General features: G+C 76.9%; 12 protein-coding genes, 1 tRNA gene and 1 riboswitch. All 13 genes read right to left on the bottom strand.

Going from position 1 to position 11,738, the window contains the following annotated elements; genetic code table 11:
* Positions 1-51: 51 nt before the first annotated feature.
* A complete protein-coding gene (gcvP, locus tag WDZ17_RS06935; RefSeq protein WP_339574416.1) occupies positions 52-3,021 on the bottom strand; it encodes an aminomethyl-transferring glycine dehydrogenase in 2,970 nt (989 codons plus the stop codon).
* Between the two features lie 105 nt (positions 3,022-3,126).
* Positions 3,127-3,250, bottom strand: a riboswitch (glycine riboswitch).
* A gap of 43 nt (positions 3,251-3,293) precedes the next feature.
* Entirely contained in the window at positions 3,294-3,899 is a 606-nt protein-coding gene (locus tag WDZ17_RS06940) for a MerR family transcriptional regulator (RefSeq protein WP_422631864.1), read from the bottom strand.
* Positions 3,900-4,056: 157 nt separating this feature from the next.
* On the bottom strand, positions 4,057-4,587 hold the full coding sequence (locus WDZ17_RS06945; RefSeq protein WP_339574417.1) for a bifunctional nuclease family protein: 531 nt from the start codon (positions 4,585-4,587) through the stop codon (positions 4,057-4,059).
* Between the two features lie 46 nt (positions 4,588-4,633).
* A complete protein-coding gene (gene ftsR, locus WDZ17_RS06950; protein ID WP_339574418.1) occupies positions 4,634-5,389 on the bottom strand; it encodes a transcriptional regulator FtsR in 756 nt (251 codons plus the stop codon).
* A complete protein-coding gene (locus WDZ17_RS06955) occupies positions 5,386-5,895 on the bottom strand; it encodes an FHA domain-containing protein (protein WP_339574419.1) in 510 nt (169 codons plus the stop codon). The genes ftsR and WDZ17_RS06955 overlap by 4 nt, the downstream gene beginning before the upstream one ends.
* A 223-nt stretch (positions 5,896-6,118) precedes the next feature.
* Positions 6,119-6,520: a glycine cleavage system protein GcvH gene (gene gcvH, locus WDZ17_RS06960; RefSeq protein WP_339574420.1), complete on the bottom strand. Its 402-nt coding sequence runs from the start codon at positions 6,518-6,520 to the stop codon at positions 6,119-6,121.
* Positions 6,521-6,719: 199 nt separating this feature from the next.
* Positions 6,720-7,514 carry a DUF881 domain-containing protein gene (locus WDZ17_RS06965; protein ID WP_339574421.1) on the bottom strand — a complete coding sequence of 265 codons (795 nt, stop codon included), beginning with the start codon at positions 7,512-7,514 and terminating at the stop codon, positions 6,720-6,722.
* Positions 7,511-7,843: a small basic family protein gene (locus WDZ17_RS06970; protein WP_339574422.1), complete on the bottom strand. Its 333-nt coding sequence runs from the start codon at positions 7,841-7,843 to the stop codon at positions 7,511-7,513. Before WDZ17_RS06970 ends, WDZ17_RS06965 begins: the two co-directional genes overlap by 4 nt.
* Positions 7,840-8,778 carry a DUF881 domain-containing protein gene (locus tag WDZ17_RS06975; RefSeq protein ID WP_339574423.1) on the bottom strand — a complete coding sequence of 313 codons (939 nt, stop codon included), beginning with the start codon at positions 8,776-8,778 and terminating at the stop codon, positions 7,840-7,842. The genes WDZ17_RS06970 and WDZ17_RS06975 overlap by 4 nt, the downstream gene beginning before the upstream one ends.
* Entirely contained in the window at positions 8,775-9,392 is a 618-nt protein-coding gene (clsA, locus tag WDZ17_RS06980) for a cardiolipin synthase ClsA (RefSeq protein ID WP_422631872.1), read from the bottom strand. Before clsA ends, WDZ17_RS06975 begins: the two co-directional genes overlap by 4 nt.
* A gap of 260 nt (positions 9,393-9,652) precedes the next feature.
* Positions 9,653-9,726: transfer RNA gene (locus tag WDZ17_RS06985), tRNA-Pro, on the bottom strand.
* A 100-nt stretch (positions 9,727-9,826) separates the two neighbouring features.
* Positions 9,827-11,233, bottom strand: a complete 1,407-nt coding sequence (der, locus tag WDZ17_RS06990; RefSeq protein ID WP_422631873.1) for a ribosome biogenesis GTPase Der — start codon at positions 11,231-11,233, stop codon at positions 9,827-9,829.
* A gap of 192 nt (positions 11,234-11,425) precedes the next feature.
* Positions 11,426-11,738: lysophospholipid acyltransferase family protein (locus tag WDZ17_RS06995; protein ID WP_422631865.1), on the bottom strand; the 313-nt coding region annotated here is incomplete at its 5' end.

Consider the following 11,738-nt stretch of genomic DNA (forward strand, 5'->3'; position numbering starts at 1 on the left):
CGCGGTGCCCGGTCCTCGGCGGGCGCGGCCCAGGCCCCGCGGCGTGCGCCGTCAGAGGCCGGCGAGCTCCTCGACCGGCGGGCACGAGCACACGAGGTTGCGGTCGCCGTAGGCGCCGTCGACGCGCCGCACCGGCGGCCAGTACTTGCGCTGCGGGCTCACCCCGGCCGGGTAGACGGCGCGGGCGCGGTCGTAGGGCCGGTCCCACTCCCCCACGAGCATCGCCGCGGTGTGCGGCGCCGACCGCAGCGGCGAGTCCTCGACCGACCACCGGCCGTCCTCGACCTCGGCGACCTCGGCCCGGATCGCGACCATGGCGTCGCAGAACCGGTCCAGCTCGGCGAGGTCCTCGCTCTCCGTCGGCTCGACCATGAGCGTGCCCGCCACCGGGAACGACATCGTCGGGGCGTGGAACCCGAAGTCGACGAGCCGCTTGGCGACGTCGTCCACCGTGACGCCCGTCGCCGCCGTCAGCGGTCGCAGGTCGAGGACGCACTCGTGGGCGACGAGCCCGCCCTCGCCCGTGTACAGGACGGGGAAGTGCTCGCGCAGCCGCGCGGCCACGTAGTTGGCGGTCAGCAGCGCCGTCTGCGTCGCACGCAGCAGGCCGTCGGGCCCCATGAGCGCCAGGTAGGCCCACGAGATCGGGAGGATCCCGGCCGAGCCGTACGGCGCGCCGGAGACGGCGCCGACGCCCTCGGGCCCCGCGCCCCCCGCGGACGTCGTCCCGGCCGAGGCGCCCCCGGCCACCTCCCGCGAGGGCAGGAACGGCGCGAGGTGCGCCCGCGCCGCCACCGGGCCGACACCCGGGCCGCCGCCACCGTGCGGGATGCAGAAGGTCTTGTGCAGGTTGAGGTGCGAGACGTCGGCGCCGAACGCGCCGGGCCGCGCGACCCCGACGAGGGCGTTGAGGTTGGCCCCGTCGACGTAGACCTGGCCGCCGGCGGCGTGGACGACCTCGCACAGGCGGGTGATCCCCGCCTCGAACACCCCGTGGGTCGAGGGGTAGGTGACCATCACCGCCGCGAGCCGGTCGCCGTGCTGGGCGACCTTGGCGTCGAGGTCCCCGAGGTCCACGTCCCCCGTCGCGGACGTCGCCACGGTGACGACCCGCAGCCCCGCCATGATCGCGCTGGCGGCGTTCGTGCCGTGCGCGGACGTCGGGATGAGGCAGACGTCGCGCGCGTCGTCGCCGCGGCTGCGGTGGTAGGCCCGGATGGCGAGCAGCCCCGCGAGCTCGCCCTGGCTGCCCGCGTTGGGCTGGAGGCTCACGGCGTCGTAGCCGGTGATCTCGGCCAGCTGGGCCTCGAGCTCCTCGGCGAGCGCCCGGGTCCCGGCCAGGTCCTCGGCCGGCGCGAAGGGGTGCGCGTCCGCGAAGGCGGGCCAGCTGATCGGCTCCATCTCCGCGGTGCCGTTGAGCTTCATCGTGCAGGAGCCCAGCGGGATCATGCCGCGGTCGAGCGCGTAGTCCGCGTCGGACAGCCGCTTGAGGTAGCGCAGCATGGCCGTCTCGCTGCGGTGCAGGGCGAAGACGGGGTGCGTGAGGTACCCGCTGGTCCGCAGCAGCCCCGCGGGCAGCGCGAGCGCCGCCCCGTCGACCCGTCCCGGCGCCGGGGCGCCGACCTGCCCGAGGCAGCCGGCCACGCGCTCGACGTCCTCGGGCGTCGTCGTCTCGTCGCAGGCCAGGCCGACGACGTCCGCGTCGACGCGCCGGAGCCAGTACCCGGCCGCCCGTGCCCGCTCGAGCACCTCGTCGGCTCGCCCGGGGACCCGCACGAGGACGGTGTCGAAGACGTCGGTGTGCACGACGTCGAGGCCACGGGCGCGGACCGCGCCACCGAGGGCGACGGTGCGCTCGTGCACCTGCTGCGCGATCCGCCGCAGACCGTCGGGGCCGTGGTGGACGGCGTACATGGAGGCGACGACGGCCAGGAGCACCTGGGCGGTGCAGATGTTGCTCGTGGCCCGCTCGCGGCGGATGTGCTGCTCGCGGGTCTGCAGCGCGAGGCGGTAGGCCGGGTGGCCGTCGGCGTCCCGGCTGACGCCGACGAGGCGTCCGGGGAGCGTGCGCTGCAGCCCCTCCCGGACGGCGATGTACCCGGCGTGCGGTCCCCCGCCGCCCATGGGGACGCCGAAGCGCTGGCTCGTGCCGACGGCGACGTCGGCGCCCGCCTCGCCCGGCGGGCGCAGCAGGGTGAGCGCCAGGAGGTCGGCCGCGACGGTGACGAGCGCGCCGCGCTCGTGGGCCGCCGCGACGAGGTCCGCCTCGTCGCGCACGAGCCCGGAGGCACCGGGCTGCTGGAGCAGCACGCCGAAGAGGTCGCCCTCCGGCAGGCCCTCCCGGGTGTCGTGGACGACCACGGGCAGGCCGATGGCCTCGGCGCGGGTGCGGACGACGGCGAGCGTCTGCGGCAGGACGTCGGCGTCGACGACGAGCGCCGCGTCCTGCGGGGCCCGGCTGCTGCGGCGCATCAGCGTCATGGCCTCGGCGGCCGCGGTCGCCTCGTCGAGCATGGACGCGTTCGCCAGGGCGAGCCCGGTGAGGTCGGCCACGACCGTCTGGAAGTTCAGCAGGGCCTCCAGGCGGCCCTGCGAGATCTCCGGCTGGTAGGGCGTGTACGCCGTGTACCAGGAGGGGTCCTCCAGGACGTTCCGGCGGATGACCGGCGGCGTCACCGTGCCCGCGTACCCCAGCCCGATCATGCTGCGCCGCACGGTGTTCCGGTCCGCGAGCGCGCGCAGGCGCGCCGTCACGGCGCTCTCGTCGCCTGCGGCGGGCAGGTCGAGCGGCGCCCCCGAGCGCCCCGCGCGGATCGACGGCGGCACGGCCGCCTCGACGAGGGCCGCCAGGCTCGGCTGCCCGACGACGTCGAGCATCGTCTCCACGTCCTCGGCCGAGGGACCGACGTGGCGGTCGGCGAAGGCGGCGGCGCCGGAGGGCCCGGGCGCGAGCAGGCCCGACGCCCTCGGGGCCTCCTCGGCGGGGGGGACTGCGGTGTCGTGCCGGTCGGACGTGGTCATCGACGGCTCCGGGGACGCGGCGCGCCGGCGGTCTGCGGGCGCACGGACGACGTGGCCCCGCCCGTGGCGGGGCTCCCCCTCTGTCGCCGTCGGCTCCAGAGACGCCTCGCCCGCGCGGTCCTTGGCACCTGAGAGGTTCCGGGGAGGTTGCCCCTTCGGTGCCCCGGCGTCCGTGGGGGCGCCCGGGTGGGCGCTCCGTGGACGGCGGGGGCTCTCCCGCACGGGGTCGATCAGCTGCCGCCAGGCTACCCCGGCGGACCGCGGGCGGTCGGTCAGCCGGTGGCGCGCGCGGCGCGGCGCGCGGACAGCTCGTCCTGCGGCGAGGGCAAGGCGGCGGAGGAGCCGTCGGCGCCGTCGTCCGCCCGCTCCCCCGGCAGCGACGCCAGCGTCCCCTCGACCTCGCGCCACACGCGCCCCACGGCGATGCCGAAGACGCCCTGGCCGCCCTGCACGAGGTCGACGACCTCGTCCGCGGACGTGCACTCGTAGACGCTCGCGCCGTCGCTCATGAGCGTGATCTGCGCCAGGTCGTCGACACCGCGCTCGCGCAGCGCACCGACCGCGGCGCGGATCTGCTGCAGCGAGACCCCCGTGTCCAGCAGCCGCTTGACCACCTTGAGCACGAGGACGTCGCGGAAGCCGTAGAGCCGTTGCGTCCCCGACCCCGTGGCGGGGCGGACACCCGGCTCGACGAGACCGGTCCTGGCCCAGTAGTCCAGCTGGCGGTAGGTGATGCCCGCGGCCCGGCACGCCGTCACCCCGCGGTAGCCGACCTCCTCGTCGAGGACGGGGAGGTCCTCGGAGAACAGGACGCCCTGCGAGGCCCGGGGCACGGGGCGACGCGGAGCCGCTCCGCTCGCGTCTCCCGTGGTGCTCACACCGGCCTCCAGGGCGCGCCGCGGTCGGTGGCCGGCTGCTCGGGGATCGAGCACCGGGGCCCGGGGGCCCACCGCGGTCGTCGTCTCGGGGCGAACGTACGCACCCCCTCCGGGCGGGTCAACGACCCCGCGGCCGGGGCGGCGGCGTGTCGCCGCGTCAGGTGCGGTCCCCGCCGGACCCGGGGTCGCCGGGGCCACCCGCGCCGCCCTCGGGCGCCTCGAAGTCCTCGGCGCTCACCTGGTCGAGGAACTCCCGGAAGCGCTCCACCTCGTCCTCGGCCTCCCCCTCCTCCTCGGGGACGCCGACGGCGCTGGACTCCAGGACCTCGTCGGCGCCGAGGATGCTGCACCCCGCACGCAGGGCGAGCGCGATGGCGTCCGAGCTGCGGGCGCTGACGACGACGCCGCCGTCGAGCACGAGCTCGGCGTAGAACACGTTGTCGCGCACCGAGACGATGCGCACCTGCTCCAGCTCGCGCCCGAGCGCCCCGATCACGTCCTTGAGCAGGTCGTGGGTCAGGGGCCGGGGCGGGACGACGCCCTGCTGGGCGAAGGCGATGGCGCTCGCCTCCGGCGCACCGATCCAGATGGGCAGGTACCGCTCCCCACCGCCGGCCTCGCGCAGCAGCACGATCGGCTGGTTGGACGGCATCTCGACCCGGACTCCGACGACCTCGAGCTCGCGCACGTCGCCACGGTAGCCCGCTCCCGCCCACCCGGCGGGTGGGGACGCCTCACACGAGCCGGTCGAGGCCCGCCCGCACGAGCGCGGTGTGCAGCCGCAGGCACAGGGCCGCGAGCTCGGAGGCGGAGTCGGCGGCCCGCGCGCCCGCCCCGGGCGAGGGGTGCCGGCGCAGCGGCGCGACGACCTGGTCGACGAGGCCGAGCTCGCGCTCGGCGGCCGTCCGGAAGGCCCGCAGGTGGCGGGCCTCGATGCCGTAGGCCGCCAGCTCGCCGGCGGCCCGGGCCACCTCGAGGTCGTCGGCGCCGTAGTGCCCGTCCTCGGCGGTGACCAGCCCGTACCCCTCGAGGTCCGCCAGCAGCTGCTCGTCGACGGCGGCCGCCTCCCGCAGCTCCGGGCGCCGCAGGCGCAGCCGGGGCTGCGGGACGAGGCGGTCGGGCTCCACGTCGGGCACCGCCCGCGGCGAGAGCACCGGCGGCCCGGGCTGCTGCGCCGGCTCCAGACCCCGGTCGAGCGCGTCGAGGTGCTCGGCGATGGCCTTCAGCGGCATGTAGTGGTCGCGCTGCAGCGCCAGGACGGTGCGCAGCCGCCGGACGTCGGCCGTCGTGAACTTGCGGTACCCCGCCGGGGTGCGTCGGGGCTCGACGAGACCCTTCTCCTCGAGGAAACGGATCTTGGAGTGGCTGATCTCCGGGAACTCGCCCACGAGCTCCCCGAGGAGCTCCCCGATGCTCAGGAGCCGACCGCCGCCGGCCGCCCCGCCGCGCTGCGGGTCGTCGAGGCTGCGCCGGGACGCACCCGCGCTCACGCGGGGCCCGGGGCGTCGGCGCCGCCAGCGACCTCGCCGGAGGGGTGGAAGACGAGCCGGTACTTGCCGACCTGGACCTCGTCCCCGGCGGACAGCTCCACCTCGTCGACGCGGTCCCGGTTGACGTAGGTGCCGTTGAGGCTCCCGGCGTCGCGGACGAGGAACCGCGTCGCCTCGCCCGAGCCCTCGCGCAGGAACTCCGCGTGGCGCCGGGAGACGGTGACGTCGTCGAGGAAGATGTCGCTGTCCGGGTGGCGCCCGGCGCTCGTGCGGCCGGCGTCGAGCAGGAAGCGCGCCCCGTGGTTGGGCCCGCGCTGCACCACGAGGAGCGCCGAGCCGGTGGGCAGCGACGAGACCGCCTCCCGCTCGTCGCCGGAGAGCGCGGGGACGACCGCCTCGTCCGCCGGCGCCGGGGCCTGCTCCGAGGTCGACGCGAGGTCCGGCAGGCCGTGGCCGGACGTCGAGGTGTCCGCCGGGTCCCGCGGGCCGGGGTCCTGCGTGCTCATCGCCTCTCCTTCGCTGCTGCGCCGCGGCGCGTCCACCTCTGCCGGCGCGACCCCGCCCGTGCTCCGGGGCCGGCCCGGCGGGCCTGCGCCCGCGTCTCGTCCGGCGCGTGCGGCGGCGCTCCTGGGTCCGTCACTGTAGTGGTGCCCGCCGTCCGCACGGACGTCGAGACGCCCTGCGCAGCAGCCGCCGCGGCCGCTCGACCGGGCAGCTCCCCTCCGCGCCTCAGCCCGTCGTCGCCCGGTAGCCGTCCGCGTCGAGGAGCGCCTCGACCGCACCGGCCTCGACGCCCTCCAGCTCGAACATCCAGCCCTCGCCGTAGGGGTCGGAGTTGACGAGCTCGGGCGTGGCCTCGAGCGCGTCGTTCACGGCGCGGACGGTGCCCGTCAGGGGTGCGTACACCTCGCTCACGCTCTTCGTCGACTCGACCTCGCCGATGCTCGTGCCCGCGTCCACGGAGGTGCCGGTCTCCGGCAGCTGGACGAAGACGACGTCGCCCAGCGCGTCCTGGGCGAAGGCGGTGATGCCGATCCGGACCGCGCCGCCGTCGAGGGCGCGCACCCACTCGTGCTCGGCGGTGTAGCGCAGGTCGGCGGGCAACTCCGCGGGGCTGGTGGCGTCGGCCACGGTTCCTCCATCTCCGCCGCGGCGCGGCGACCGTCGTGGGCGGGCGCGGGCCGTGGCCGGCACCCGTGGTCTGGTCGGGAGCGGTCCTCGACGCCGCCCGGCGTGATCATGCCAGTCGCGGGCGCCCCGTCGTGCTGCGCCGTCGTGCTGCGCCGTGGCCCGTCGTCGTGCCCGTGGCCCCGCGCGGTCGGGCTCCGGCTCACCCGTCGTCCTGCTCGGCCTGCGCGGCACCGGGGTCGGCCTCCAGGTCCCCCGCCCCGGGCGGGTCGACCACCGCCGTGATCCGCAGCTGCTCGCGCGGCTCGACGGTGACCGTGGCGCCCTCGTTCTCGAGGCTGTCCAGCACGCCGCCGGGGATGCCGATCGTCGCCGACAGCCGGGCCGGGTCCCCGATGGCGAGGACGTCGAACGGAGAGGTCACCGGCCGGCCGTCCACCTCGACGCCCCGGGCGGTGTCCACGACGTCCGTGGAGGCGACGAGCCGCACCCCCCCGACGGAGACGACCTCCGCGCCGGCGTCGCGGAGCTCGTTGATGACGCCGACGAGCCGGATACGGCCGACCCCTCCGGCGGGGTCGACGACGGACACGCGCACGCCCGGCCCGACGGCCGGCACCGTGCCCGCGAGCAGCTCCAGCGACTCCTGCCGCTCCTGCGCGGAGCGCAGCGCCGCCTGGCGGCGGTCGCCCTCGCTCTCCAGGGTGCGCCGCGTCTGCTCCAGGTCGGAGAGCTCCAGTTCGAGGCTCTGCACCTGGTCCCCCAGCTCGTCGAGGGACCGGACCAGCTCCGGCTCGCTCAGGCCGTCGAGGCCGGACTCCTGCGTGACGCGCAGCTGCACGACGAGCGCGAAGCCGAGGGCCGCGCACAGCAGCCCCGCCAGCAGCTGCCCGCGGGTCGCGCGCGGCCGCAGGGCCGTACGCAGCCGTCGCAGCGGCGCGCGCGGACCCCGGTCCGGCGCCGCCCGGGCGCCGCCCTCGCCGTCGTCGGCGCTCATGCCCCGAAGAGGTGCCGGCGGATGGCGGCGGCGTTGGAGAAGATGCGGATGCCGAGGACGACGACGACGCCGGTCGACAGCTGCGCGCCGACCCCCAGCTGGTCGCCGAGGTAGACGACGAGGGCGGCCACGACGACGTTCGACAGGAACGAGACGACGAAGACCCGGTCGTCGAAGACGCCGTCGAGCACCGCCCGCAGCCCGCCGAAGACGGCGTCGAGGGCGGCGACCACGGCGATCGGCAGGTACGGCTGGACGACCGCCGGGACGGTCGGCTGCAGGACGAGCCCGACCACCACGCCGACGACGAGCCCCAGGACGGCGATCACGAGCCCTCCCCCGAGGCCCCGCCGCCGTCTGCGGCCCCTCCCGGGGCCCCGTCGTCGTCCGAGCCGTCGAGGGGCCGTGCGAGCTCCGGCCGCAGGCCCACCGCCGCGGGCAGGTGCAGCTCCTCCTCCGTGCTCACGTCGACGGTGATCCCGTACTCGGCCAGCGCGGCCGCGTACCGGCCGCCGGCGGAGCGGGCGAAGCCCGCGGACACCTCCCCCGGGTCCCCCACCGCCAGCAGCTCGTACGGCGGCGACAGCGGCTGGTAGCCGACGAGCACGGCCTCCCCGGCGCCGCGCACCGCCGTGCGCGCCGTGAGCCGCTGGCCGCCCACGGAGACCGCCTGCGCCCCGGCCGCCCACAGCCCGTCCACGAGCACCTGGAGGTCCCGGTCGCGCACCCGCCCGGCGTCGGCCTCAGCGTCCGTCCGCGGGGAGCCCGAGGCGTCCGCGCCGGCGGAGGGCGCGTCGTCGACCACGACCCGCACGCCGGGCCCCCGGACGGCGACGTCGCCCGTGGTGAGGGCGAGCGCCCCGGAGCCGCCACCCGCACCCGGCTCCGGCCCGAGGACGGCCTCCTCGGCGTCGACGACGTCGGCGCGGGCCCTCTCGACCTGCTGCTCCAGCGCGCCGACCTCCTCCTGGCGCTGCGCGACCTGGTCCCGCAGCGCGGCGGTCGTCCCCTCGGCGGCGGGCGCACGCAGCTGGACGACGCCGACGACGGTGGCCGCCCCCGCGAGCGCGGCGAGCCCCGCCGTGAGGGTGCGCGTACGACGGCGTGACGGCGCGGCGCCCCCGCCGCCCCGGCGGGCCGCGGCCGCGGCGTAGCCGGGGTCCAAGGGCCGCTCCATGACCTCGCGCAGCAGCGTCATCGACGCGTCGGGCCGGGCCGGTCGGGCCCCCGACGCCGCCGCGGGTCCGGTCCCGTGGTCGCTCACGGCCGTTCCCCCGGCCGGTCGCCCTCCGCCTCACGGGACGCCGGACCGGCCGGGGCGACCGCGGGCGTGCCGGGGTCGTCACGGACCAGCAGGCGCACCTGGTGGACGTACTGCAGGCCGGCCCACCAGTACAGGCCCGTGCCCCACCAGGCGAAGGCCCAGCCCAGGGGCTCCGCGACGGCACCGACGGTGCCGTCGACCTGCCCGAGGAGGATGAGGGGGAAGGCGTAGAGCAGGCAGAAGGTCGCGGCCTTGCCGAGGTAGTGGACCTCCAGCGTCCCGTAGCCGTGCCGCTGCAGCACGGGGACGGTGCCGGCGAGCACGACGTCGCGCAGCGCGATGAGGACGACAAGCCACCAGGGGACGATGTCCCGCCAGGCGAGGCCGACGAGCGTGACGGCGATGTAGAGCCGGTCCGCGGCGGGGTCGAGGACGCGCCCGAGGGCGGAGGTCTGGTGCCAGCGCCGGGCGAGGTAGCCGTCGACGTAGTCCGAGGCCCCCGAGACCGCCAGGACGACCAGCGCCCACCCGTCGCGCTCGGTGACGACGAGGACGGCGAAGACCGGGACCAGCAGGAGCCGCGCGAGGCTGATCGCGTTGGGCACCGTGAGCACGCGGTCGGTGTCGACGTCGGTCGGTCCTGCCGTGCGGACGGCCCCGGGGGGACCCGACGGCGCACCTCCGCGCGCGGCACCCGACCCGCTCACGTTCCCTCCTCGACGACGCCCGACCGCTGCTGCGTGCTCTCGTCACCCTACGGGCGCGCCGGGGCCCGGCGGCCGACCCGCCGCCGCGCCGCCGCGGGGCGCCCGGGGACGGGTCGGACCACGACGAAGGGCCCCGGCGGACGCGTGGTCCACCGGGGCCCTGCCCGTCGGGATGACAGGATTTGAACCTGCGACCCCTTGACCCCCAGTCAAGTGCGCTACCAAGCTGCGCCACATCCCGAGGCGCCGCACCGGTCGGCCACCGCCCCGCAGGGGCGGCGACGACCGCTCTCGCGGCGGGCGTGAGACTACCGCACCGACGCCCCGCCGGGCAGCACCGCTCAGCGCCGTCGGCGCTCCCGGACGCGGACGCCGAGCTCCACGGGCGATCCCTCGAAGCCGAACTCCTCGCGCAGCCTGCGCTCCAGGAAGCGGCGGTAGCCGGCCTCGAGGAACCCGGAGGCGAAGACGACGAAGCGGGGCGGCTGCGTCGAGGGCTGCGTCGCGAAGAGGATCCGCGGCTGCTTGCCGCCGCGGACGGGGTGGGGGTGCTCGGAGACGACCTGGCCGAGGAAGCTGTTGAGCCGCCCGGTCGGGACCCGGGTGCCCCAGGACTCCAGCGCCACGTCGAGCGCCGGGACGAGCCGCTCCAGGTGGCGCCCGGTCAGCGCCGAGAGGTTGACCCGCGGCGCCCAGCGCACCTGCACGAGCTCGCGCTCGAGCTCCCGCTCGAGGTAGTGGCGCCGCTCCTCGTCCAGCAGGTCCCACTTGTTGACGGCGAGCACCAGGGCGCGGCCCGCCTCGACGACGGTCGAGATGATGCGGACGTCCTGCTCCGTGAGCACCTCGGAGCCGTCGACGAGGACGACGGCCACCTCGGCCTTCTCCAGCGCGGCCTGGGTGCGCAGCGACGCGTAGAAGTCCGCACCGCTCGCCTGGTGCGTGCGCCGCCGGATACCCGCCGTGTCGACGAACTGCCACTCGCGGCCCGCGAGCTCCACGACCTCGTCGACGGGGTCGCGCGTGGTGCCGGCGGTGGCGTCCACGACGACCCGGTCGCTGCCGGTCAGCTTGTTGAGCAGGCTCGACTTGCCGACGTTCGGGCGCCCGAGCAGCGCGACGCGGCGCAGGCCCGAGGGCCGCTGGCGCGAGGCCAGGAGCTCGTCCGGGAGGGCCGCGAGGACGGCGTCGAGCAGGTCGCCCGAGCCCCGTCCGTGCACCGAGGACACGGGCCACGGCTCCCCGAGCCCGAGCGACCACAGCAGCGCGGCGTCGGCCTCGCCGCGCTGGTCGTCGACCTTGTTGGCGGCCAGGACGACGGGCTTGCCGGAGCGCCGGAGGAGGCGGACGACGGCCTCGTCGGTGGCCGTCGCCCCGACCGTCGCGTCCACGACGAGGACGACGACGTCGGCCAGCGCGACCGCGGCCTCGGCCTGCGCCGCGACGCGCGCGTCGAGGCCGGCGGCGTCCTTCTCCCAGCCGCCGGTGTCGACGAGCGTGAAGCGCTGCCCGGCCCACTCGGCGGCGTAGGAGACCCGGTCCCGGGTGATGCCGGGCACGTCCTGGACGACGGCCTCGCGGCGGCCGAGGACGCGGTTGACGAGGCTCGACTTGCCGACGTTCGGCCGGCCGACGACCGCGACGACGGGCAGCAGCTCCTCGGCGACCTCGGGGCCGGCCTCGCCGTCGGCGCCCAGCAGCGCCAGGTCCTCCTCGGAGAGCTCGTACTCCTCCAGGCCCGCGCGCAGGGCCCCGGTCCGGTCGACGGGGCCGTCGACGTCGTGCGCGGCGGTGCCGTCCCGCGGGAGGTCGTCCTGCGGTAGGTCGTCCTGCGGAAGGTCGTCCTGCGGGAGGTCGTCCTGCGGGGGGAAGTCCTGCGGGGGGACCTGGGCCCGGTCGAGCGCCTCGTCCTGCGGCTGGTGCGCGCCGTCGCCCACGGCTCAGGCCTCCTCGTGGCCCGGGGGCCGCTCGACGTCCTCGGGCAGGGGCATGCCGGTGCGCTCCACGGCGTCGTGCACGTGCGCGGTCATGGCCGACCGCAGGTCCTCGGTGGCCTGCTGGAGCGCGTCGCGGCGGGGGACGCCGGCGCGGGCCTGCAGGGAGACCGGCGCGCCGAAGACGACGTGCACGGGCTGGCGGGGCCGGGGCAGGTCGTAGGTCGACCCGGGGCCGCGGGTCCCGAGCAGCGCGACGGGGACGACGGGCGCCCCGGTCTGCAGCGCCAGCCAGGTGACGCCGGACTGCATCGGGGGG

The sequence above is a fragment of the Pseudokineococcus basanitobsidens genome (genome assembly GCF_037482545.1).
In the GTDB taxonomy this organism is placed as follows: Bacteria; Actinomycetota; Actinomycetes; order Actinomycetales; family Quadrisphaeraceae; genus Pseudokineococcus; species Pseudokineococcus basanitobsidens.